Origin of the sequence: Terriglobus sp. RCC_193 (assembly GCF_041355105.1) — a bacterium.
In the GTDB taxonomy this organism is placed as follows: domain Bacteria; phylum Acidobacteriota; class Terriglobia; order Terriglobales; family Acidobacteriaceae; genus Terriglobus.
This window is the reverse complement of record NZ_JBFUPK010000001.1, coordinates 1,357,633-1,381,059: the sequence shown is the minus strand read 5'-3', so window position 1 is coordinate 1,381,059 and position 23,427 is coordinate 1,357,633. Positions and strand designations below refer to the sequence as shown.

17 protein-coding genes and 1 tRNA gene are annotated in these 23,427 nt (G+C 55.5%); 12 read left to right on the top strand and 6 right to left on the bottom strand.

From position 1 onward, the window contains the following. Window positions 1-83 precede the first annotated feature (83 nt). Together AB6729_RS05765 and thiE are read left to right on the top strand one after the other, a co-directional pair. Window positions 84-1,568: an outer membrane beta-barrel protein gene (locus tag AB6729_RS05765; RefSeq protein ID WP_371080619.1), complete on the top strand. Its 1,485-nt coding sequence runs from the start codon at window positions 84-86 to the stop codon at window positions 1,566-1,568. Between the two features lie 50 nt (window positions 1,569-1,618). Then, a complete protein-coding gene (thiE, locus tag AB6729_RS05760) occupies window positions 1,619-2,224 on the top strand; it encodes a thiamine phosphate synthase (protein ID WP_371080618.1) in 606 nt (201 codons plus the stop codon). Window positions 2,225-2,455: 231 nt separating this feature from the next. Here the strand turns inward: thiE and AB6729_RS05755 are convergent, their stop codons facing one another. Next, window positions 2,456-3,814 carry an acetamidase/formamidase family protein gene (locus AB6729_RS05755; RefSeq protein ID WP_371080617.1) on the bottom strand — a complete coding sequence of 453 codons (1,359 nt, stop codon included), beginning with the start codon at window positions 3,812-3,814 and terminating at the stop codon, window positions 2,456-2,458. 22 nt (window positions 3,815-3,836) lie between these two features. Between AB6729_RS05755 and AB6729_RS05750 the strand changes: the two genes are divergently transcribed. Both AB6729_RS05750 and AB6729_RS05745 read left to right on the top strand, forming a co-directional pair. Continuing rightward, window positions 3,837-4,019 (top strand): hypothetical protein, encoded by a 183-nt coding sequence (locus AB6729_RS05750; RefSeq protein ID WP_371080616.1) that lies wholly within the window; start codon window positions 3,837-3,839, stop codon window positions 4,017-4,019. 54 nt (window positions 4,020-4,073) lie between these two features. Beyond that, window positions 4,074-4,150, top strand: a tRNA-Met gene (locus AB6729_RS05745). Window positions 4,151-4,224: 74 nt separating this feature from the next. Here the strand turns inward: AB6729_RS05745 and AB6729_RS05740 are convergent. Continuing rightward, window positions 4,225-5,478 (bottom strand): tyrosine-type recombinase/integrase, encoded by a 1,254-nt coding sequence (locus tag AB6729_RS05740; RefSeq protein WP_371080615.1) that lies wholly within the window; start codon window positions 5,476-5,478, stop codon window positions 4,225-4,227. A 106-nt stretch (window positions 5,479-5,584) separates the two neighbouring features. Continuing rightward, a complete protein-coding gene (locus AB6729_RS05735) occupies window positions 5,585-5,812 on the bottom strand; it encodes a helix-turn-helix domain-containing protein (RefSeq protein WP_371080614.1) in 228 nt (75 codons plus the stop codon). A 248-nt stretch (window positions 5,813-6,060) separates the two neighbouring features. Between AB6729_RS05735 and AB6729_RS05730 the strand changes: the two genes are divergently transcribed. Further along, on the top strand, window positions 6,061-6,996 hold the full coding sequence (locus AB6729_RS05730) for a LysR family transcriptional regulator (RefSeq protein ID WP_371080613.1): 936 nt from the start codon (window positions 6,061-6,063) through the stop codon (window positions 6,994-6,996). A 723-nt stretch (window positions 6,997-7,719) separates the two neighbouring features. After that, window positions 7,720-8,259: a carboxypeptidase-like regulatory domain-containing protein gene (locus AB6729_RS05725; protein WP_371080612.1), complete on the top strand. Its 540-nt coding sequence runs from the start codon at window positions 7,720-7,722 to the stop codon at window positions 8,257-8,259. 51 nt (window positions 8,260-8,310) lie between these two features. Here AB6729_RS05725 and AB6729_RS05720 read toward each other — a convergent pair whose 3' ends face one another. Further along, window positions 8,311-9,714, bottom strand: a complete 1,404-nt coding sequence (locus tag AB6729_RS05720) for a sensor histidine kinase (protein WP_371080611.1) — start codon at window positions 9,712-9,714, stop codon at window positions 8,311-8,313. An 8-nt stretch (window positions 9,715-9,722) separates the two neighbouring features. Continuing rightward, complete coding sequence (locus tag AB6729_RS05715) at window positions 9,723-10,460, bottom strand: response regulator transcription factor (protein WP_371080610.1); 738 nt, start codon at window positions 10,458-10,460, stop codon at window positions 9,723-9,725. Between the two features lie 299 nt (window positions 10,461-10,759). Here AB6729_RS05715 and AB6729_RS05710 point away from each other — a divergent pair, with 299 nt between their 5' ends. From AB6729_RS05710 to AB6729_RS05685, 6 genes are all read left to right on the top strand, one after another. Further along, entirely contained in the window at window positions 10,760-11,917 is a 1,158-nt protein-coding gene (locus tag AB6729_RS05710; protein WP_371080609.1) for an efflux RND transporter periplasmic adaptor subunit, read from the top strand. Further along, window positions 11,917-15,408 carry an efflux RND transporter permease subunit gene (locus AB6729_RS05705; RefSeq protein WP_371080608.1) on the top strand — a complete coding sequence of 1,164 codons (3,492 nt, stop codon included), beginning with the start codon at window positions 11,917-11,919 and terminating at the stop codon, window positions 15,406-15,408. Before AB6729_RS05710 ends, AB6729_RS05705 begins: the two co-directional genes overlap by 1 nt. Beyond that, on the top strand, window positions 15,405-18,515 hold the full coding sequence (locus AB6729_RS05700) for an efflux RND transporter permease subunit (protein WP_371080607.1): 3,111 nt from the start codon (window positions 15,405-15,407) through the stop codon (window positions 18,513-18,515). The genes AB6729_RS05705 and AB6729_RS05700 overlap by 4 nt, the downstream gene beginning before the upstream one ends. Further along, entirely contained in the window at window positions 18,512-20,041 is a 1,530-nt protein-coding gene (locus tag AB6729_RS05695) for an efflux transporter outer membrane subunit (protein WP_371080606.1), read from the top strand. Before AB6729_RS05700 ends, AB6729_RS05695 begins: the two co-directional genes overlap by 4 nt. A gap of 97 nt (window positions 20,042-20,138) precedes the next feature. Further along, a complete protein-coding gene (locus tag AB6729_RS05690; protein WP_371080605.1) occupies window positions 20,139-21,158 on the top strand; it encodes a hypothetical protein in 1,020 nt (339 codons plus the stop codon). 434 nt (window positions 21,159-21,592) lie between these two features. Further along, window positions 21,593-22,927: a TolC family protein gene (locus AB6729_RS05685; protein WP_371080604.1), complete on the top strand. Its 1,335-nt coding sequence runs from the start codon at window positions 21,593-21,595 to the stop codon at window positions 22,925-22,927. Between the two features lie 94 nt (window positions 22,928-23,021). On the opposite strand, the gene AB6729_RS05680 is transcribed toward AB6729_RS05685, so the two are convergent. After that, on the bottom strand, window positions 23,022-23,423 hold the full coding sequence (locus AB6729_RS05680) for a glyoxalase superfamily protein (RefSeq protein WP_371080603.1): 402 nt from the start codon (window positions 23,421-23,423) through the stop codon (window positions 23,022-23,024). Window positions 23,424-23,427 lie beyond the last annotated feature (4 nt).

Sequence of the window (23,427 nt, the reverse complement as noted above, 5' to 3'; positions counted from 1 at the left end):
ACGCTTCCTTATCGCTGCGGTCGCAGTGTAAGCTTGTCCCCTCTTCACATAGCCATTGTTTTTTGTAGTAAGGATTCATAAGCATGATGTCTGGCAGGACCCGGACGCTGCATGCCGGGGTTTTTGCCTTTGCCAGCGTCGTGATGGGCGGAGCGTACGCTCAACAACCAGTATCCCAACCGCCTTTGCAGAAGTCTGAGGCGATCCCTGGTGCAAACGATCTCAAGAGCAATCCACCGGATGTGCAAGCGGTGATTCGTGGGAATTTTCTGCAACGCCTTGGTCGTTTTTATTGGGCGGACTGGCGCGGAAAACTGCCTGCCGGGCGGACTCCTGCACGACGCGCCTTCGATGCGCCGTTGGACAGTCCGCCCTATCCCGCAGGGGATTGGAGCTATGGTGGGTCGCCCACGATTGGCGTGCCGGATACAGGTGTGTATCCGTTGATGACCGCGCTGAAGATGGAGAACCATCGCACCAAGATCTATGGGTGGGCGAAGGGAACTTATAACCAGAGCACCAGTCATGACAGCAACTATCCGCTGACCTTTGCTTCGTCACCCAACTCTGCGCGGTTGCACCAGGTGGTGACGTTTATTGAGCGCTTGCCGGACACGGTGCAGAGTATGCACTTTGACTGGGGATATCACATTACTGCGCTGTACTACGGTGTGGACTATCGCTTCACGACGACCAAGGGATACCTGAGTGGGCAGCTATTGGAGAATGGCCGCACGTATGGCTATGACCCTTTAATGGAGTATGCGGACCTGTATTTCCCGGTGAAGGATGGGCTGAACATTCGTGTGGGGCGCTTTCTTTCGCTGCCCGGACTGGATTCGCCGCTGGCCCCGAATAACTACACGATGACGCGTTCGCTGGTGTACACGGCCGGGCCGGTGACGGAGACGGGTGCAGTGGCTACGTTGAAGTTGAACAAGCAGTGGCTGGTGCAGTTGGGTATGTCCGCAGGGCATGATGTTGCGCCGTGGTCGAGCGACCACAAGCCTTCACTGATTGCGTGCGTGAATTATTCGACCACAACGAATCATGACAACGTGTATGTCTGCGCGAATGGCATTAACGATGGCAAGTATGCGTATGACAACGTGCAGCAGTATGACGCGATGTGGGCGCACAAGTTCAATGCGAAATGGCATATGGCGACCGAAGCGTGGGTGATGTATGAACGCGATGTGCCGAATGTGGCGAATGATGTTGCGAATCCTGTGCCTCCGGAAAGCGGCACGCTTGGCGCCGTGTGCGCGCCGGGGATGCTGCGTTGTTTTGCACCGGAGTATGCAGTTGTTAACTATCTGAACCGTGAGATCAGCCCGTCGTTAACGGTTGGATTTCGCTCGGACCTGTTGAATGACAAGAAGGGCCAGCGCACGGGCACTGCTACGAAATACACCGAGAACACGCTGTATGTGAATCGCTATTTTGGCAGCACGTTCCTGGTGCAGTCGGATCTGCGGTTCGATCACTCGTGGGATAAGCGCGGGTACAACAATGGCAAGGCGCGGAACCAGTTGGTGTGGGGCATCAGCCTGGTGTATCGGTATTGATGCGCGCGTGGCTATAAGCTTTTCTTGTGGGCTTATCAACGGATTTTCGGTTGCCGCGTTTGTACGCGATTCTGGATGCGGAGAGTTGTGCGCGTCGTGGAGTTTCCTTGCTGGAGACGGCGAAGGCATGGCGCGATGCGGGTGTGACGCTGGTGCAGTATCGCGATAAGGTGGCGTCCGATGCTTCGGTGTTGGAGAACGCTGCTTTGCTTCGGCGTGTGTTTGAGGGTACTGACGCGACGCTGATCCTGAATGATCGTGTACATCTGTTTGCCGCATCGGGGTTCGATGGTGTGCATGTGGGGCAGGGGGATGACGCGGTCGCTCCTGTTCGTGCGGTGATTGGGCCGGATGCGGTGTTGGGTGTTTCCACGCATAATCCAGCGCAGGTTTCTATCGCGGATGGTTTGGCGGTTTCTTATGTGGCAGTGGGGCCAGTGTTTGCGACCCTGACGAAGCTGGATGCGGAGCCGGTGGTGGGGCTGGATGGTGTTGCGCTGGCTCGTTCATTGACGCGGAAACCGCTGGTGGCGATTGGTGGGATTGCCGCTGTGAATGCTTCTTCGGTGCTTGAGGCCGGAGCGGATTCTGTGGCGGTGATTTCCGGGTTGCTGGATGGGGATGTGGCGGCGTTTCTGCGGATAGTTCAGGAATAGGTTTCAGCATTCCCTCAGCGGCTGAAGCCGCTTTCTTTGTGTGGTCTTTTTACGGCAGGGCTGAAGCCCTGCCCTTCCGAAAGAGGACAACCTACGGTTGTTTGGATTCGTGCTTTGCACGACTGACCAGGTTAGCTTCGCGAACCCACCGACGTGTTGGATGTGCAGCGTGGGAATGGTATCGCGCTGACCATGTGACACTCGGCGTTGATTTCTTCCGCGGTTCGTCTTTTAATGCGCGATGGTGGGGATGCTGGGGTCGGGTTGGCCTGGTGTTTCTGGTTTGGTGAGTGTTGCGAGTTTGCTCTTGGCCATCTTCAGGACGACACCCGCATTGCGATCGGCGACTTCGCTGATCTTGTATTCGGCTGCGGTGCCGAGGACCATGGCGAACTCCTGTGGCGTGAGTTTGTATTCCTGCTCGAGGTAGGCGGACATGGTTTCTGTGGCGTCGGCGAAGGCTGCGTCGATGGAGCCTTCGAGGCCTACGGCCATGATGTGGGTGGCGGTTTCGACGAAGACGCCGGGGAGGCGCTTGCCTTTGAGGACTTCTACCTGGACGGTGACGTCGAGCGAGGTTTCGAGGGCGTCGCCGGTGGTTTCGCCATCGCCCTGAACGGCGTGGCCGTCGCCGAAGAAGAGCAGGGCACCGGGAACGCGGATGGGGAGAAATACGGTTGCGCCTTCGGTGACTTCGTTGAAATCCATGTTGCCGCCGAAACCGCCGCTGTCGCCAGTGCGGATGCCGGGGCCTGATGCATCACCGGGAGCGACGGCAACGCAGCCGAGCATGGGCCGTACCGGGACGCTGTAATGCTGCATGTGCGGGCCGGGCTTTTCCGGTGTGGCGATGTTGTTGGCGAGGTCGAGATGCCAGCGAACCTGGTCCCCCTTGTTTTGCGATTTGGCTGCGAGCTGCGGCGTGTTCGCGCGGGGAACGATGCTGTTTGTGCTCATGGCCCAGTCGCGGTTCAGCCGGAGTTTGCGGATGTGGACGACGAGCGTGTCGCCGGGCATGGCGCCGTTCACGTAGAACGGGCCGGTCTGCGGATTGCCGCCGACCGAGCGCGGTGTGCCTGTGGAATCGTTGCCACCGGCATCGACTGTCCATGTGTGAATCGTATCGCCGGGGTTGATCTTGAGGACGGGTTCATAGGCGCTGGAGTATTGGCGACGGAAGATGGTGGGTGTGAACTCGCGTGTCTGTGGTGCGGCGGAGGATACGCTGGGTGGGACGTCGCGAACGGCTTTGAAGGTGTGCGTGGTGGGGTGGTCGGCGGTCATATTCTGCGCCCAGACCATGGTGCCGGTCATGGTGTCGCCTGCGATTGTGCCGATCACATCTTCATAGCCAACGCCGCCCGGGTCCTTGGCGTGAAAGGTGAGTCTGCCATCCTTGATGGTGCCTTCGAGTTTGTCGCCTGCGTAGTTGCCGGTGATGTGGTCGCCCTTTTGCTCCAGCGTGAGACCCCAGGTGGTGGGTGTGCCGAACGTATCAAGAGTGAGAGTCCACTTGCCGGCCAGGGTGGGTTGCTGGGCAAGGGCAGGGAGGGTGATAACCGCGAGGACGAGGAGGCTGGCGACTTTCATAAGTACTCCGTTGGGATTCGTTATGGATAGCTACGGAAAGAACAGTGATTTTGCCCATGATTTTCTTCGTGATTCTTACGCTTCGTTGTTGATGGAGGCAAAGCGTCAACTGATTCGGGCGTTGATCGGTATCTTCGGCTTAGCCCTTCCTGATGAATGGGATGCGCATATCCGAAATTTCATGAAAGTAAGACCACGCCAGTAAATGTCCGATGAACGCGACCTTGACCTAACTGCCCAATCGGACTATATTCGTAAGTGCGGGGTGGAGCAGCCCGGTAGCTCGTTGGGCTCATAACCCAAAGGTCGTAGGTTCAAATCCTACCCCCGCAACCAAAGAATCAATAAGTTAGAGGAATCGGGTAATAACGACCGACTCCCAATATCTCCCAATAAGAAAATTCATGGTTTTAGGCACTCGCTTTCATTGGCTTGAGTACCATCTCCACGACCTTCCCATTCGCTTCTCTCTTCGATGACGACATGGCCTGTCCATAGACGTTCATCGTCGTCTGGATCGAAGCATGACGCATGAGTTCCTGTTGCACCTTCATGGGCGCTCCGGTCTCGTCAAGCCACGAACGGTATGTGTGGCGGAACGTATGCCAGCCGATGGAACTGTACTTCCCGGCTGAGGCCCGCCGCTCCTTGTGGATCGGCAGCCGAGCGCCGTTCGGCGTGGGCTTGTCCTGGTTACACCACACACCAGTACCAGCACCGCACTTCGGGCACTCCACCAGACACCATCCGGCAGGCCGGATGTGACGCCTCTGAATCTCCGTCGGAAAATAAGGCTTTTCGGTAATGGGATTGGCAAAGACCCAGCCTTCTTTCGTCGGCACGGCTTCTTTGCTCCACTCCGAAACCACCTCAGTTAGCGACGGATGCAACGGAACATAATCCTGGGAGTATTCGGTTTTGACATCGTCCACGTTCCCGTTCACGATGCTCCGCTGAACAAGAAGCTGATTCTTCTCAAAATCGAAGTCGTCCCATTGAAGCGCCGCGATCTCGCTCACGCGAAGACCGAGGCATTGGGCGATATAGGCCATCGTGCGATACGGCTCTTTCAGTAGCGCGATGATGGCTTCGAACTGGTCCACAGTGAGAATGGCTGGACGCTGACGACGCTTGGAACCGTCCTTGATACGAACCAACGCAATAGGGTTCCTCTTCTCGGTGAACAACTCCCAGCGCGTGGCGCACTCGAACATCAGGTGCATCACGCTTCGGATATGGGTCTTCGATTTCGGAGCCATAGGGAGTTTCTTCAACCAATCCTCGACCGCCATCGGTCGAATCTTGTCGAGCAAGTAATCACCCCAACGCGGCTTCAGGTGGTTCTTGATATTCGACCGATACGACTTCGAGGTTGAGTACCGTTCCGGCATCTCTTCCTTGAGGTAGCGGTCGCATATTGCGCCGAACGTCACCACGGCCAAACGTTGCTGTGGAGTTTCAGAGTTGAGTTTTAGGAGAAGAGCTTCGACTGCTTTCTGTGCCTGGGCTTTGGTTGGATACTGGGCGGCGTTGCCGACGATGCAAGACTTGCGCCTTCGCTCGCCCTGCTCTGTCGCTTCGTAGAACCGAAATTCCCAAGTGTCCGGACCCTTCGCCCGCTTCTTTCTGGTTAAACTTCCGAATTGATAACATGCTCGTTCCATCAAGGTGCCTTTCCTTGATTTCCCGGCACGGATAGCTGCTTTCAGGGTACTGCTAGCATGGCGGAAAATCACGAAAAACCGCAGGGCTCGCTCTCGCCCAAGGGCATCAACTCGCTATGTCCCGATCAATCCACGCAGTCAAAGCAGATGCCTTGAAACGCCAGAGCTTGCCCACATGCACGGCAGCAATTTCGCCACGATGCACGAGACGCTGGAGTGTCCTCGGGTGGACCTTGAGAATCGCTGCTGCTTGGTTGCTGTCCAGCAAGGGTTCCCGGTCGATCCTGCCATTTGGGTGCCCTACACTTACGGGTGGTTTCTTCTCGTCGGACATGAGGACTCCTTTGCGAGCGATCCTTAGTTTCGTGTTCACAAGCGAGGGTCGCTCGGGGAAAACGGTTCGTCCAATGAAATGTGGGACCGTCATCATGCCCCAGAGGCATGATGACCATGCGTGGTGGCGTACTAGACCTGGAATTCCCGGTCAGCATCCGATGTAGAATTCTTCACAATCGGGATTGATTACCCGATCATGCTTATTTTGTTGTCCATCCAAGAATTCCAGGTCTTCGGAGGATACGCATGGTCTTACCTGATATTGGGCTGCTTCAGGCTGCGATTGTCTTGGCAGAAGAATTGCACTTCGGACGAGCGGCGGACAGGTTGAACATGAGTCAACCCACGCTCAGCAAACAAATATTTCGGCTGGAACGGTCAATCGGGCTGCATCTGTTTGAGCACAATCACCAGGCTGCCGAACTTACACCCGCAGGGCAGGTCTTTATTGCGGAAGCACGCGAGGTCGTGTTTCATGCGGAACGTGCCGTACTCTCGGCACGCGCCGTTGTGGATGGTTCCACAGAGATCCTGAATTTGGGCAAGTCTTCCTACATGGATCCGTTCCTAGTCTCCCTAGTCACATCTGTACATCTCCCTCTGTTCCCAGCCTTGAAAATTAAGGTCTGGAGCAACTACTCCAACGTACTTGCACAGCAAGTTATTGCAGGAACGCTTGACGTTGCCCTCATCACTGGAGTGCCGCCGAAGAGCAAACTGAGCACAATGGAGATCACGAGGAACCCCTACTATGTGGCGATGCTCAAGGGAGATGAACTTGCAGCGTACCAACAACTCCATCTAAGCCATGCGCAGGGACGCATCTGGATGCTTCTCGGGCCTCATGTCAATAGCTACCTCTATGACCAGCTTCAGTCCGTGGCTGCGGAGAAAGAAATTCATCCTTCGGACATCTACCACTTCACAAGTCCCGAAGAGGCATCGGAGCTGGTGCGCGAACATCGCGGCGTAGCATTTCTCCCGAAGACGGCTGCATGGCGGATTGCACGAGACGGCCTCACCATTCGCCCCTTAGCCGAAGATCGGCTGCGCCTCATTACCAGTCTTGCGGTTCGCGCCGACAGCAAATCAAAGCTGGTGGGTGAATTTGTCAAGGCTGCTGGTAGGAAGCTGAACGAGGTTATGCAAAGAGGACAAAGCAAATTGCCGTTGACCGGATGATTCACTCCATCTTCTCGGAATCCGTCGTAAGCGCATCCACAGCACGTATTTGGACGTTGAGAGGCCCCTCCTTGCCGCATCTCGGGCAAGGATATATGCCGCTCGTCTGAGCTCGGTCCTCAAACTCTTCTCTCTGAAATGCACCTCCACAATGAACACATACATGAACATGAACCAACGGGTCGGGGGATTTCTGAAACTCTGCGGACATTTGATTATTCTCCCGATTGCATAGAACCGTCCGTAAAGGCTAGAAGCGGGTACCAAAAGCTGCGACCTCCGCCCTGTTGGTATTCAGCGCGGTCGGAGAAAGAAGCCAGCGATTGAAGAGCTTCGGCGTGAGGGCTGACAATTCGGCGCGAACCGCATACACAACCTCGAAAACGTATGCCGAGGCCCGGAACAGAGCAAGCGGCCTCGGCATACAGAGTGCCTACTGAATGCAGTAAAGCGGATCAGAGAGCAAACAGCGGTAACGATTGGTAACGATTAGTCACTCAACGGATTCAATTCCTTCCGAATCGCATGTTCTTTAACGATTGCCCGACCCGCAACCAACGTTTGTTAGGTTCGTTTGCTTCCAAGTCTTGGTGTCATCTCGTCATCTATTCCTCGTGACGAGACGTGACCAATCGTGACCTTCGGACGACTCCATATGGTCTTTACTGGGACATGTGATTATGCGAGCCGTCGGTGCCCCACGGCTCCAGGAGGTGCCAGACGATGTTCTTTTCCGCTTCACATCCCAGTGAATCCACGTATTCCTTCATACTCACAATCACGGTATCGATGTTTTTTCCAGGAATGATCTCTGCCGCAGCTCAGGGCTACGGGCCACCCCCGCCTTTCAAGCCAGTGGTGACGATTCGTTATGGAGGTGCTTACAACGGTCCTCGATATGCGCCACATCGGACGATCCTTGGCTTGGTCAAGGACGGAGACGGTCAAGTGGTGTCCGGCGCAATGGTCTATCTCAAGGATGTACAAGGAAAATCAATCCTTGTCGCTACAGTTGACTCCGCCGGAGCATTTCATTTTGGTTCTTTGTCTTTGGAGCATGATTACGAGATCTGGGCCGAGGCAGGCGAATTGAAGTCCTCAATCAGATCAGTGACGACTTTCATGACTCAAAACGAGATTTCCATGCCTTTGCTTGTGCGAACGGAGCGAAATCATGGCACACCGACGTTGATACGACGGTCTCCCGAAACGGCGGGTGCAGCGTCAGAGACCAGGACCCGCGGCAATTCACCCGCGCATTGAACAGCTACAGCTGCGTAATGATCTGTACTGCTGCCGTTGTCCAGTGGGCCCTTAGCTGGCCTGAATCTCCAAGAGAACATCGTCAGAGGAAGGCTGTGTGCGCGGAATTAGCATTTCGACACTGAGCCCTCCCGTAGGACGATTGCTCGCGGCAATTTTGCCTCCGTGCAGATGAATCGCGCGCTCCGCGATTGCCAATCCCACACCGAATCCACCGGAACTCTCTGACCGTGCCATATCGACTCGATAGAAGGGCCGGAAAATGTGGGATATATGGTCGAGCGGAATTCCGGGCCCTGTGTCCCTGATTGCGATCTTTAGACCTGCTGACTCGATCTCGACAGCCGCCGCTTCCGTCGAACTGAAATCGCTAAGGACCACTTCGATCAGACCGCCCGGCGGCGTATAACGGACGGCATTACGCAAGATGTTTTCCACCGCACGGCTCAGCATTTCTGGCTGTCCCGTCATGTGAGTGTCTGTGGCATTACTGAGGAAGTGAATCTCGCAGCCCCGTGCATGTGCCTCGAAATTCGCGTTGTCAAGTAGCTCCTCGATCAATACACGCATGTCCATGCTGTCGGGGCGAGGGGCTTGCCGAGTACTCTCCAGCAACGAGAGCGTAAGCATCTCCCCGATAAGCGCGTTGACCTTCTCGGCTTCCTGTTCCATCTGATCGAAGAGGGATTGATCAACATGGCTATCTTCACGGGCAAGTTCAATCGCCATGCAGAGGCGTGCCAGGGGAGAGCGCAGTTCGTGAGAAACGTCACGCACAAGCATCTTCTGAGCCTCGATCAGTTCCGTGACACGATCCGCCATGCTGTTGAAATCTGACATCAACGTCCGCATGTCTGCGCTATCGAATTGTCCTAATCGCGAGGGTCCGGTCACAGGCAGTCGTGTATCGAGATCTCCCGCAGTGAATGTGCGGAAAGCCTTTGACAATGAGCGAAGCGGACGTGTCAGCAGATATGCAAAAAGGAACGTCACCAAAATAGAGACCGGTAGGGCACTTTTAGGGAACGGTGGAAACCACAAGGGACGACTCACAGGAGATCGCAGAACAAGGAACCAGTGTCGGTCGGGTCCGGTAGTCATGGGCAGCGCGTGAATCCATTGCCCACCGTCCTTCACGCCGGTCAATGCGCGTTTGGCGATTGATTGACGAAGTACATTTTGTTCGAGGGGAGATAAAGATCGACCACAGAGCGGGGTTCCCTGATCGTTAGCAACAAGCGTTAGGGGATCAGCAAGCGAAGCGGCAGCACACCCGTGTGAACGGTAGTCCTCTAGGGCCACCGCAAGAGAATGCTGGGCCGAATTCATGAAGAGAGCCTGCATCGCACCGGGAGATTGTGGTGCATCTCCCGGGAAGAAGATCGTGGCGCCCACAAAGACCGCAATGGTGGCGAGCCAGAAAGAGAGGAAGAGTTGGAGGAAGAAGGTCCGCATAGGTAGGGCTAGATGTCTTCAGGTCGCGCTTCAGGCATGGAGGGAGAGAAGAGATAACCATTACTGCGTATGGCTATTAGGCCGCCCCGAAAGCTTGGGAGAGCTTCTAGCTTCTTGCGGAGTCGCGAGACATGCATATCGAGACTTCGGTCGTAAGCGCGGTGTGGGCGCTGAAGGGCTTCCATACAAAGCATGTCGCGATTCAATACTTCACCAGGATGCGCCAGAAAGATGCGCAGCAGAAGGTACTCCACGTCGGTGAGGTCAATGGGACGGTCATAAAACAGAATGTGACGGTTGGTAGCGTCAATCGAAAAACCAGGGGTCGCTTCACCTGAGGGAAGGTTGGCTCGCGGCACAACGTGCGCCCTGCGAATGACCGCTCGCATCCGGGCAAGCAATTCACGTGCGTTGAACGGCTTTGGAAGATAGTCGTCTGCCCCCATTTCAAGTCCGACAATCCGATCAATCTCTTCGCCCCTTGCGGTTAATAGGAGGACATGGGGGGTCATCTCTCGCTGCAACCGGCGCAAGACTTCGAAGCCGTCAAAGTCGGGAAGCATGACATCGAGGATGACAAGCTCAGCGCGCACCATTCTCGCGGCCTCCATTCCGGATGCACCAGTATGCGCGGTCGTAACTTCCCAGCCGTGGCGGGTTAGGTAATCATCGAGCATTTTGCAGAGTTTGACGTCGTCATCAATGACGAGCACTCGATCTCGGTTAACACTTTGCACCTCTGCCATTGGCTCCCCCTCTCTTATAGTTTGCGCTTGAAAGTACGAAGAGGAAATAGCCGGTGACACTTCGTTACAGTTGGTGACCCATCGTTACCACCGCACGCCTACAGTCCGATATCTCTTAGTAGAGGGATAAAGAGCTCCCCTACGAGAGGCCCATGCAGCAACAAATATCTCAAGTGCCAAATGATGACGATCCACACCCCAAGTCGACCAGGCGGAGGTGGATGGCGTGGGGTCTCGCGTTGCTGGTTTGCGGCCTATTGATGATTCCTCTGTTCCTTCCGACAATGCCGCCCGGAGGCATGCCTCCGGGAATGGGCCCGGGTGGGGGTGGCCCAGGTGGACCGTCCGGACCGGGTGGTAGTTCGCCCAAAGGAATGTCTGCCAAGGGCGGGCCGGCTGCGGTTATGGCGGCTACGAATAACAGTACATCCGTCACAGCGACAAAGGTCCAGTCGGGACAGATGGACATCTTCCTCGATGCTCTCGGAACGGTGACACCTGTCGCGACCGTGAACGTGTATAGCCAGGTGAGTGGCCGTGTGCTCGCTGTGAAGTATCGCGAAGGTCAGATTGTCCTGAAGGGACAAGTCCTTGCAGAGATCGATCCGCGTCCAACGGAAGCTCAGCTACAGCAAGCGCAAGGCAGCCTCGCACGTGACAGCGCGGTGCTGGATCAGGCACGCACGAACTTGCGGCGCTATCAGGAAGCCCTCAAGGATCATGCGATTGCCGAACAGACCGTGTTCGATCAATCCGCCACGGTAAAGCAGTATGAGGGCACTGTAGCAAATGACGAAGGACAGGTGAAGTACTACCAAGTTCAGTTAAGCTACTGCCACATCATCGCACCCATCACTGGCCGGATCGGTCTACGCCTCGTAGATATGGGCAGCACGATCTTTTCCGGCAGTTCTACGACGATTGCGACAATTACGCAGCTCGATCCGATCACCGTCGTATTTTCCGTGGCCGAAGATCATCTTCCCAAGATTCAAGAGAAAACTAGGTCGGGTCACGGGGCGTTGCCGGTGTCTTTGTTAGACCGGTCCCAGACAACAAAGCTCGCATCAGGTAAGTTGCTCACGCTCGACAACCAAGTGGATACAAGCACTGGTACGGTTCGACTGCGTGCCCAATTCGACAATCGTTCGGAATCGCTCTATCCCAATCAGTTCGTCAATGCGCGATTGCTGATCGATACGCTCCAAAACGCAAAACTCGTTCCGACGGGTGCAGTGCAGTACAACGGCCAGCAGGCGTTTGTATACCTGGTGAAGGCCGATTCAACTGTCGCGTTGCACAACATCACCGTCATCAACACCGAAGCTGGACAGAGCGCGGTTGAAGGAGTCAACGCCGGCGACACAGTAGTCACCAGCAACTTTGATCGACTGACGGATGGCGCAAAGGTCACTGTCGGCGCTGGCGGTGCTGCTGGGATGATGGGGCCCGCTTGATGAACATTTCGCGGCCTTTCATCACACGGCCGGTAGCCACAATTCTTCTCATGGTGGCGATCCTCCTAGTCGGTATCGTGGCATACCGGCAATTGCCGATCTCCGCGCTGCCAGAAGTCAACTATCCCACCATCCAAGTTCAGACTCTTTATCCGGGTGCCAGTCCGGACGTGATGAGTTCGACCGTTACTGGTCCTTTAGAAAAGCAGTTCGGTCAGATGCAGGGCCTTTCGCAGATGGCATCCACCTCGTCGGGCGGTGCTTCGGTCATTGTGCTGCAGTTCGACCTGACCGAAGACATCGATGTTGCAGAACAGGAGGTGCAGGCTGCAATCAACGCCGCAAACTCCTATTTGCCGACAGACTTGCCCATCCCGCCGACCTACAGCAAAACCAACCCCGCCGACGCGCCCGTGTTGACACTCGCGCTGACCTCAAAGTCGATGCCGTTGAGCCAAGTGCAAGATCTCGCGGATTCGCGTTTAGCACCCAAGATCTCCCAGCTCGCCGGCGTCGGTCTGGTCACGATCCAAGGCGGACAAAAGCCTGCGGTCCGCATTCAAGCAAATCCTGTGGCACTTTCCTCTTATGGTCTAACCCTGGAAGACGTGCGCACAGCGATTACCGGCACGAGTGTTAACACAGCCAAAGGCAGCCTGAACGGGGCGCAGCAGGCGTACACGATCGACGCCAACGATCAGTTGACCTCCGCCGACCAGTACAACCAAGTTGTAGTCGCATACCGCAATGGGGCAGCCGTCATGCTGCCTGATGTGGCAAAGATCACGAATGGGGTTGAGAACGCGAACCTGGCAGCGTGGATGAATACGACGCCAGCGATTATCGTGAACATCCAGCGACAGTCCAATGCCAACACAATCAAGGTCGTAGATTCCATCAAAGCGTTGCTGCCGCAACTTCAAGCAAGTCTCCCTGCGGCGGTGGAAGTCCACACGCTCACCGATCGCACAACGACCGTCCGCGCTTCGGTCGACGATGTGGAGTTTGAACTGTTCCTGACCATTGGTCTTGTCGTCGCGGTGATCTATGTATTTCTGCGATCCTGGCGGGCAACAATCATTCCGGCAGTTGCAGTGCCATTGTCGCTGATTGGTGCTTTCGCCGCGATGTACGCGCTGGGATACAGCCTCAACAACCTCACCTTGATGGCCTTGACCATTTCCACCGGCTTCGTTGTGGATGATGCCATCGTCATGATTGAAAACGTCAGCCGATACCTCGAAGAAGGGTTGAGCCCGATTGAAGCTGCACTCAAGGGGGCAGAGGAGATTGGGTTCACTATCCTCTCGCTCACGGTCTCACTTATCGCGGTCTTGATCCCACTGTTGTTCATGGGAGATATCACGGGCCGCCTGTTCCGAGAATTCGCTGTCACCCTAGCCGTTACCATCATCATCTCCGCAGTCGTATCTCTGACGTTAACGCCGATGATGTCGTCGATGCTCCTGAAGCACACCGATCCGAAAGAACAAACTCGCTTCTACAAATGGTCGGAGCGGCAGTTCGACCGGATCATCGGTTTTTATGGACGGACCCTGCGTTGGGTGCTTGGCCGTCAAACTGTGGTGCTGGTGATCGCCTTCAGCATGATCGTTGTGGCCGGCCTGTTGTATTACTTCATCCCTAAAGGGTTCTTCCCGACGCAGGACACCGGCATCATTCAGGTAATCACACAGGCCCCTGAGACGACCAGCTTCGACGCTATGCGGGACCGTGAACAATCAGTGGCCCGAGTCATCCTCGATGACCCTGCCGTCGCATCGATCTCATCGTTCATCGGCGTGGACGCCTCGAACACAACGCCCAATACAGGCCGCATGCAAATCAACCTGAAAGATCTTTCGACGAGAGGTGCTTCGGCCACAGACATCATCCAGAGGCTCCGTCCAAAGCTCAACCGGCTTACCGGGATACAGACTTTCCTGCAACCGGTGCAGGATCTTACGGTAGAAGACCGTGTCAGTCGTACGCAGTACCAGTACACGATTGAAGATTCTGACGGCGCTGAATTGACGAAGTGGTCTGCACAGCTTGTCGCCAAGCTGCGCACACTGTCGCAATTGCAGGATGTGGCTACGGACGAACTGCCGAATGGGAATGCAGTTTCCATCAATGTCGACAGAGTCACCGCATCCCGTCTCGGCATTAATCCCCAGACGCTGGACAACACGCTCTATGACGCGTTTGGGCAACGGCAGATCACAACGCTGTACACGCAAACAAATCAGTATCACGTCATTTTGGAAGCCGATCCCAAGTTTCAGTCCAGTGTGGACCGACTCAATGACATCTATCTCCAGTCTTCGAGCAGTTCCGGCAATTCTTCTGGTGGAAATGCAGGTGGTTCTGGACAGGGCGGAACGTCTTCATCGTCTTCGACGAATTCACAGCTCTCCGCGAGCAGTATGAGCGGTGTGAGTTCTACAACGTCGAGCACCTCTACACTGACGACCACAACAGCGAACAGCCAACTGAGCAGCTCCGTGCAGACCGGAGCGATCTCGGGGGCAACGTCGAGCAGTACCGTCTTGCAGACCACGGCTACCAGCGGAAGTACATCCTCGCTCAACACGTCTTCGACTGGCGGGAGCTCATCAACTGCAGGTACCTCTCAAGGTGGCGGCTCGGGTTCGGCGAGCGGAGGCGCAAACACTTCGAGCAGCAGCACCTCGCAGACAGCACGCCCTGTGCCGCTGGCTTCGTTCACATCCATAAAGAAGTCACTGACACCGCTAACCGTCAACCGGCAGTCGCAGTTTCCAGTTATCACGATCTCCTTTAATCTCGCGCCTGGTGTGCATCTGAGCCAAGCGGTAAGCGCTGTCAATAAAGCGGCAGCGGACTTGAAGATGCCAGTGAACATGCAAACAAAGTTTCAAGGAACGGCAGCCAGCTACGAAAACTCGCTGACCAACGAAGGTCTTCTCGTCTTGTCGGCGCTGGTTACGGTCTACATCGTGCTGGGGGTGTTATATGAGAGCTTCATCCATCCCCTGACTATTCTTTCCACCCTTCCTTCGGCAGGCGTAGGCGCACTGCTAGCCCTCATGCTGTTTCGCATGGACCTGGGAATTGTGGGCATCATCGGCATCGTTCTTCTCATCGGCATTGTGAAGAAGAATGGGATCATGATGGTCGACTTCGCTCTTCATGCTGAGCGCGTAGACGGGAAGGCGCCAGAAGACGCAATCTATAACGCAAGCCTTCTTCGGTTTCGACCCATTATGATGACGACCCTCGCAGCGCTCTTCGGGGGGCTTCCCTTGGCGCTCGGTCGAGGTATCGGTGCGGAACTACGCAGACCTCTTGGCGTCGCCATGGTCGGCGGTCTACTACTAAGTCAAGCGCTGACGCTCTACACGACACCCGTTATCTATCTTTGGTTTGACCGGATCAGCCAGAAGCTACAAGGCAACAAGAAGAACCAACCAGCTGCTCAGGGCGACCTTCCACTCACGGGGGAAGCATGAACCTGTCCGCTCCCGCGATTCGCAGACCGATTGCCACGATTTTGCTGACGGCAGCTATTGGAATGGCTGGAGTCCTGGCGTTCTATGCCCTTCCGGTATCGCCATTGCCGCAGATCGATTCGCCAACCATCAGCGTCAACGCTTCTCTGCCGGGCGCTAGTCCGGATGTAATGGCGGCTGCGGTGGCAACGCCGCTCGAGCGTCAGTTCGGCCATATCGCCGGCATCACGGAAATGACTTCACAGAGTTCCACTGGTTCGAGCACCATTTCGCTCCAGTTCGAGCTGGATAAGAACATCAATGCGGCGGCCCGCGAAGTGCAGGCTGCGATCAGCGCGGCTCGGACGTACCTGCCAACGAACCTTCCATCCAACCCCACGTATCGGAAGGTAAACTCTGCTGATTCTCCGATCGCAATCCTAGGGATCGAATCAGACACCTATTCGGTCGGAGCGCTCTACGACTCGGCTTCCACGATCCTGCAGCAAAAGATTGCGGAGATTCAAGGTGTCGGACAAATCACCATCGGGGGTTCGACTCTTCCGGCAGTGAGGGTGGAGATCAACCCCTTGCAACTGGAGCATTACGGTCTCAGCCTGTCCGAGGTCGCTTCGTTCCTGAAGAATCAGAATGCTCACACACCGACAGGTTCGGTCGCTGACGGACAGACGACGAGCTACATCACAGTGAACGACCAGCTCTCGAAGGCGGGCGACTATAAGAAGCTAGTCGTGAGTACCAAAAATGGAGCTGCTGTCCGTCTGGAGGACGTTGCAGATGTGGTCGACTCAACGGAGAATCTGCACTCGAGCGGCTACGTGAATGGGCGACCCTCAGTTGATCTCATTATTTTCAAACAGCCCGGTGCCAACGTTATCGAAACGGTAGATCGGATCAAGGCTCAGCTCCCTGCCTTGCGAAGTGCAATTCCTGCGGGGCAATCCATTACGCAGATTATGGACGCTACGACCACGATCCGTGCTTCCTTGCACGATACCGAGTTCACGCTCGTCCTGTCGATTGTGTTGGTCATCCTGGTGGTGTTTGTCTTCCTTCGCGATTGGAGATCCACCATCATCCCGGGCATCGCCGTTCCGATCTCGCTGGTGGGCACGTTTGGAGCGATGTACCTGCTGCACTACTCACTCGACAACCTCAGTCTGATGGCTCTGACGATCTCGACCGGCTTCGTGATTGATGATGCGATCGTTGTCATGGAGAACATCACGCGCTACCTCGAAGAGGGGCTCGTGCCGCTTGAAGCCGCCTACAAGGGCGCTCAGGAGGTCGGATTCACGGTGGTCTCGATCACGCTGTCTCTGCTCGCGGTCTTCATCCCGATCCTGATGATGGGCGGCATCATCGGTCGTCTGTTTCGCGAGTTTGCCGTTACGCTCTCTATCGCGATTCTCATTTCTATGCTGCTCTCGCTGACTACCACACCGATGCTGTGCTCCTTGTTGCTAAAACGTCGCGAGGAGTCGGAGCACGGCAGGCTGTATCGAATCGTGGAGGGCTGGTTCGACTGGCTGCGCGGCCTTTACGAGCGCAGCCTGCGCTGGGTTCTGCGGGAACATGTGGCACTGGTTTTGTTTGTGTTCATTTTTTCGATGGGACTCAACGTGGTGTATCTGCTGCGAATTACGAAGGGGCTCTTTCCGCAACAGGATACCGGCCTATTGATGGGTGCCGTCATGGGACCTCAAGATGCATCGTTCACGATGATGAATGATGCGTTGAAGAAATCCGTACAAATTGTCCGCGCAGACCCGGCGGTGCAGAACGTGGTGGGCTTCACTGGAGGCGGCGTTGGTGGTACATCGAACAACGCGTTCATGTTCGTGGTGTTGAAGCCTCTGGATCAACGCAAGCTCAGCGCCACAGAAGTATTGAACCGCCTACGTCCCAATCTGATGGGAGTCAAGGAAGCGCAGACCTTTCTGATGGCGGCGCAGGAGATCAACCTTGGGGCCCGCCAATCAAATGCGCAATACCAATACACGCTCCAGGCGGACACTTCCAGTGATTTGAAGAAATTCGTTCCTCTGCTAACGCGCGAAATGAAGAAACTGTCTGTAGTTGCAGATGTGAATTCTGACCTGCAGAGTGGCGGGCTAGAGGCCTATCTCACCTATGACCGACTGTCAGCCGCTCGTCTCGGTGTATCGGCTGCAAACATCAACGACGTCCTGAACTACTCGTTCTCTCAGGCACAGGCGTCGACGATCTACAAACCCCTGAATCAATATCACGTCGTGTTGGAAGCCCAATCGCAGTTTAGTCAGACTCCCGAGACATTCCGGAGTACCTATATTCAGACTGCGAACGGTTCCGTACCACTGGGCGCAATCAGCTCTTACCGGGCTTTGACCGGACCACTTTCGGTGAATCACTCCGGGCTGTACCCCTCATCGACAATCTCCTTCAACTTAGCGTCTGGAACATCTCTTCAGCAGGCAACGAACGAGGTCCATGGGCTAGAGGATCGATTGCATATTCCAAAGAGCGTGCATGGGGCTTTTTCTGGCACGGCGCAGCTGTATCAGGCGTCTCTTGATTCGGAGCCAATTCTGATTGCGACGGCGATCTTCGCTGTGTACATCGTGCTTGGCATTCTTTACGAGAGCTTCATGCATCCCATCACGATCCTAACGACGCTGCCTTCAGCGTCCCTGGGCGCGGTCATCACTCTCATGTTGTTTCATGCGGAACTGGATGTCATCTCGTTGATTGGGATTATTCTCCTCATCGGCATCGTAAAAAAGAATGCCATCATGATGATCGACTTTGCGCTTCAACTGGAGCGCGAGCAAAGTTTGCCGACCGAGAGCGCAATCTTCCAAGCTTGCATTCTGCGATTCCGCCCCATCCTGATGACCACAGCGGCTGCTTTCTTCGGTGCCGTCCCCCTCGCGTTCGGCAGTGGTATCGGCTCTGAGTTTCGGCATCCCCTCGGCCTGACGATTTTGGGCGGTCTCGCCGTGAGCCAAGTGCTTACGCTCTACACCACTCCGGTCGTCTACCTGATGCTGGATCGGCTGCGTCTCCGCTTTGGACGCGGCAGGTCGAACAATTCCCAAGCCGCCACGCCCCAGGAGGCACTATGACATTGTCTCGTGTTGGTTCATTGACTCGCCGCGCCGCGTCCACGCTGGCTTTCTTGATCGTTCTTTCGGGATGCCGGGTAGGCCCCAAGTACGTTCGTCCGAATCTTCCAGCGGCGCCGCCCATTACGTACAAAGAGAATCAGCCCGGAAGTGACCTAGCCCGTGCCAATGGGTGGCGTGCCGCAAACCCAAAGGATGCGATGCTGCGGGGTAAATGGTGGGAGGTGTTCAACGATGGTGAGTTGAATGCGCTCGAGGAACAGCTCAATGTCAACAATCAGAACCTCAAACTGTATTTCGAGAACTATATGGCGGCGCGGGCCGTGGTGCGGAACGCGCGTGCTTCCTTGTTTCCCTCTATCTCGTTCGCGCCCAGCGTCACAGTGCAGGGGCAAGGAAGTCAGAGCTCCGCGTCAGCGACGACGTCGACTACGGGGGGATCGGGAACATCGATAGGGAGTACTACCAGTCAGAGCTACTCTCTCCCATTCAGCGCATCGTGGGAACCTGATCTTTTCGGAAAAGTTCGCAACACGATCCGCGAACAAGCGAACGCGGCCCAGGTAAGTGCCGCTAACCTAGCCAACGAAACGCTCAGTGAACAGGCGAGTCTTGCGGAATATTACTTTCAACTCCGCGGTCAAGACGGACTGCAGGAGCTTTACGATAAGACGGTTGTAGCTTACCGCGAAACCCTACAGCTGACCCAGATCCGTTATCGCACTGGTCTTGACTCCGAACAAGACGTCGCCCAGGCAGAAACCAACCTTCGCAGCGCGGAGGCGAATGCGGCAGCGGTGGCGACAACACGGGGTCAGTATGAGCACGCAATCGCTCTCCTGATCGGCCAGGCTGCGGGAAACTTTTCGATTCCAGTGCGCTCCCTGGACAGTAAACCGCCGTACATTCCGACCGGAGTTCCCTCCGAGCTTCTGGAACGCCGCCCAGACATCGCCGCAGCAGAACGGACCATGGCGGAAGCGAACGCTCTGATTGGCGTGGGACAAGCTGCCTACTTCCCGGATGTCTCGCTGTCCGCTAGCGCAGGCACGCAAAGCTCTGACATCACGAAGCTGCTTAATCTGTCGGCCGGCTTTTGGTCATTAGGAACGAGTGCCTCGGAAACCGTCTTCGATGCCGGAGCACGGCGCGCCACGGTCCAACAGTACAAGGCCCAGTACAACGCCGATGTCGCAGCGTATCGGCAAACTGTCTTGAACGCCTTCAAAGAGGTTGAAGATTACCTTGTCGCGAGCCGTCAACTAGCTGAGCAACAACAGCGCCAACAGTCAGCGATCATCTCCGCTCAACGGTATCAGCAACTCGCGTTAACGCGGTACCGGACCGGCGTAGATACCTATCTGAATGTACTGACCGCGCAGAACAGCGTCTTCAGTAGCCAGCAAACAGATGTCACGTTGCGAACGAACCGCATGGTCGCAGCGGTGCAATTGGTTGCCGCGCTAGGTGGTGGCTGGAACGCGTCCGATCTGCCCTCAGAACACGAGGTCAGCCGCAAGCCGTAGTGCCTATAGAAGCATGCAGTCATCACCTACATAGACGCTAACCGAGATCCACCAGTACGAGCAGATCACGTTGGCATTACGAAATTGGAGAATTCTTATGCAGCTTTTATTTGGTCGACGTGTCCTGAGGCTCTTGTGGTGGAAAGTTATTCCAACCACTCTGCTGCTTCCGGTGCAATTGATGTATTCGCAGGAGCTAAAGCAAAGTCCCGGGTCTGCATCTTCAAATTTGCCTGCATGGAAATCTGAACACGCAAGCCATCTGCTTGGCCTTCTGGAGGCGGCTCCTAACACCAAGGGCTCACTAAGCCTGTCGCCAAATGGCCTAGTCTTCACTTCCGCCGCAGGCGAAACCGCAATCGAAAGCGGACACATCCTCGCGGTTTCAGCTGGCGATGTTCGTATGGAGAAGGGGGGAAGGGCAGGCAGGCTTGGCAGAATGCTTATCCCGTTTGGAGGCGGTGCAGTGCTCGCAGCTGTCGCCCAGGGGCAAGTTGACTTGCTAACGGTGGAATTTCGCGACTCGCACGACGCGTATCACGGAGCCGTTTTCCTATTGCCGAAGTCAGAAGCCCTGGCTGCCGCGAAGGCATTCGGTCCGCCCGTAGTTGAAGGCCCTGTGAATGACGAAGGCCCCCCATGTGGACAGGTGCCAGCAGTACCGGCTTCGATAAAACTAAGGAATGTCGCAGTTGAAGGTCCGCCCATTCCTGCCGAATATAGAGTGCTGCTATACGAACAGATGATCCGAGGAATCCATGCGGACGCGCACTTTGGTCAGATCTATCGTGATGGCGATCGCCTGCCTGCCGCGCATTGCCCGGAGTTTCAGCTCATGTTGACCTTGACCACGTTCGCTAAGGGCAATGCGGCAGTACGTTCTACGGTCGGGCCCTTGGGGATGTTTCTGGGCCTTACCAGTCTCAAGGTTCATGCCCAGTTGATTGATCACACAGGCGCGGTAATTCTGAACCGTGACTTCAAAGAATCGCAGCGCGGCGATACGGACAGCTTGGACGTTGCCAATAAGATCGCGAAGTCCGTCACCAAGAAACTGAAAAAGACAGCGGCCCACCAAGCAGCGCTAAGTGGGAAAACCGTGCCTCCGCCATCTTGAATTGTTCTGCATGAAACACACGTTGATGATGCGGATGGTAGATCGTTGCCGGTCTTTCAAACCTGAATTCTTGTCTCCTCTACGGAGTCTGAGTAGCTTGCATTTGAGGTCGAGCTTTGGGCTTTCTGCAAGTGGCTAACTAAGCCGACGTAGAGCGGTCTTTCGTCCAAATCGGTGGACGAAAGACTGTCTTCGGTGCCCAATTTGAACGATTGCTGGAGAATGACTTGGTGTCACCGACCAGAGCCGCTACAGCATGCATCAATGTGTCTCATAGGCCGCACGGATCGTGGAGTCCGTTGGCCTCGCTATGCGCCCCTTCAAGTAATGCACGGCCTTCACGTGTTCCGTTATCTGGTGACCAATCGTTACAGATCGATTGTGTTGCGGCAGTGGGGTAGCGGACGTCTATTAACAAAGAAACGCAGGCCACGATGAACTTGAACAATTGCCGATGCTTGGGACGTCATGTTCTACGTACCGTTCCGATAGTGCTGTATACCGTGATCGCCACCGGTAAGGTCAATGGCCAGGGCACACTCCAGAGTGTGACTCAGGCAGCAACGCGCAACAGCGAGCGAATCAAGATTGCTGAGAGCGAGCTTGAGAAAGCGAAGGCAAGTTTATCTGGCACACGCGATGTGTACATTCCGTCCGTATCGCTCTCCAGCGGACTCGGGGCTTCATCTGGAATCACATTGAATGTTCCGACAGTTTTCACCGCGAGTGCGCAATCACTGGTCTTCAACTATTCCCAACGAAATTATGTCCGCGCTGCACGTTATGGGGTGGAGGCCGCCATGCATTCGCTTACGGACGTTCGGCAGCAAGTTGAAGGGGACACGGTCGTGACCTACATGTCCCTTGCAAATGCTTCTACGAGGCTGAACGTCCTGAGAGCACAACATGTACGTGCTTTCCGCTTCCTCGAAGTTGTGACCGAGCGGCTTGCCGCGGGGTACGAAACGGAACTGGAGATGATGAGGGTTCAGAAGGAAGCCGCCGCTATCAATCTTCAGGAGGTCCAGACCGAACACAAAGTCGAATCATTGCGCCAACATTTGGCGACGCTTACAGGGACTGTGGATAGCGTGATGGACCTGCCGGACCCTCGTATGATGCCGGATGAGATTGCTGAGAAGGTTACGATTCCCGAGCTCACTTGCAAAACTCCTGCCGATGTCCTTTCAGCCCAGGCCGATGCGCAGTCTAAGCTTCAGACCAGCTTTGGGGACGCACGGTACACCTTGCGTCCGCAGATCTCTCTGCAGGCGCAATACGGCAGGATTAGCCCGTTGAACAGTGTTTCTACTTACTACAACTTGCATGGAAACTACAACACGCTCGCCGTCGGTGTGCAGATTCAACTCCCCATTCTCGATTTTGGCCGACGCGCACACGCACGAGAGGCTGCTGCCGATGCACTCAAGGCACAACATCAAGTCGTCTCGCTTCGCCAGCAAGAGCGGGAGTCTTGCAGCGAACTTCAGAGCTCACTCATCGAATTGACTGTACAGCTGAGGCTGGCACAGCTTGAATACAAGATCGCTGCTGCCGAACTTGCAGCTCTCGAAATTCAGGCCAATAGCGGTGCGCCATCATCCCTCAATGCCACGACTCCGAAGGAGACCTATCGAGCGCAAATGCAAGTAGGTCAAAAGCTCCTCGACACCCTCGCCGTCGACGCTCAGCTCAAAGAGGTTTACATTCGCTTTTTACGTCAAAATGGAAGACTACATGACTGGATCGCGGCTGGGGCCCAGTTCTAGCAGAATGAGACATTCGATGCTCTTCTCCGGAAACATGTGCTTCATGAAGTCGTCTTGTCTGAAGCGGAGCATCTCGTGTGTGTCAGGAGATGTTTCACCGCGCAGGGTGCGAGCCCAGGCGAAGAATATTGCCGGCGAGATCCTCGACCTGCATCTCAAGTCCCCATCCGACATCCGTGGGAGGACTCGCAATTTTGGCACCTGCCACCAGATACTGATCGAATAGTGCTGGTACGTCACTCACAGCCACCCGGACCCACATGCCAGGTTCGATCGGGGCATCTACGGTGAGCAGGATCGTGCAGGCTCCTCGAGAGATACACGCGCATCGGTCCTTATGGTTCCATTGAATCTGAAACCCGAGAACGTCACAGTAATAATCGACACTTTCATCCAGGTCTCGAACACGAAAAGCTGGTGTCGCCTGATTAAAGTGCACTTCGAGAGGTTCAACATTTTCTTCGGATGGGATGCTCATGACATTCGTCCATTTCACAGTT

Excerpts from the sequence above, each read along its gene's own strand:
- AB6729_RS05685 (WP_371080604.1), top strand. The coding sequence starts at position 21,593 with ATGAACTTGAACAATTGCCGATGCTTGGGACGTCATGTTCTACGTACC.
- AB6729_RS05755 (WP_371080617.1), bottom strand. The coding sequence starts at position 3,814 with ATGAAAGTCGCCAGCCTCCTCGTCCTCGCGGTTATCACCCTCCCTGCC.
- AB6729_RS05715 (WP_371080610.1), bottom strand. The coding sequence starts at position 10,460 with ATGGCAGAGGTGCAAAGTGTTAACCGAGATCGAGTGCTCGTCATTGAT.
- AB6729_RS05735 (WP_371080614.1), bottom strand. The coding sequence starts at position 5,812 with ATGTCCGACGAGAAGAAACCACCCGTAAGTGTAGGGCACCCAAATGGC.
- AB6729_RS05705 (WP_371080608.1), top strand. The coding sequence starts at position 11,917 with ATGAACATTTCGCGGCCTTTCATCACACGGCCGGTAGCCACAATTCTT.
- AB6729_RS05765 (WP_371080619.1), top strand. The coding sequence starts at position 84 with ATGATGTCTGGCAGGACCCGGACGCTGCATGCCGGGGTTTTTGCCTTT.
- AB6729_RS05700 (WP_371080607.1), top strand. The coding sequence starts at position 15,405 with ATGAACCTGTCCGCTCCCGCGATTCGCAGACCGATTGCCACGATTTTG.
- AB6729_RS05725 (WP_371080612.1), top strand. The coding sequence starts at position 7,720 with ATGTTCTTTTCCGCTTCACATCCCAGTGAATCCACGTATTCCTTCATA.
- AB6729_RS05730 (WP_371080613.1), top strand. The coding sequence starts at position 6,061 with ATGGTCTTACCTGATATTGGGCTGCTTCAGGCTGCGATTGTCTTGGCA.
- AB6729_RS05740 (WP_371080615.1), bottom strand. The coding sequence starts at position 5,478 with ATGGAACGAGCATGTTATCAATTCGGAAGTTTAACCAGAAAGAAGCGG.
- AB6729_RS05710 (WP_371080609.1), top strand. The coding sequence starts at position 10,760 with ATGCCTCCGGGAATGGGCCCGGGTGGGGGTGGCCCAGGTGGACCGTCC.
- AB6729_RS05720 (WP_371080611.1), bottom strand. The coding sequence starts at position 9,714 with ATGCGGACCTTCTTCCTCCAACTCTTCCTCTCTTTCTGGCTCGCCACC.
- AB6729_RS05690 (WP_371080605.1), top strand. The coding sequence starts at position 20,139 with ATGCAGCTTTTATTTGGTCGACGTGTCCTGAGGCTCTTGTGGTGGAAA.
- AB6729_RS05750 (WP_371080616.1), top strand. The coding sequence starts at position 3,837 with ATGGATAGCTACGGAAAGAACAGTGATTTTGCCCATGATTTTCTTCGT.
- AB6729_RS05695 (WP_371080606.1), top strand. The coding sequence starts at position 18,512 with ATGACATTGTCTCGTGTTGGTTCATTGACTCGCCGCGCCGCGTCCACG.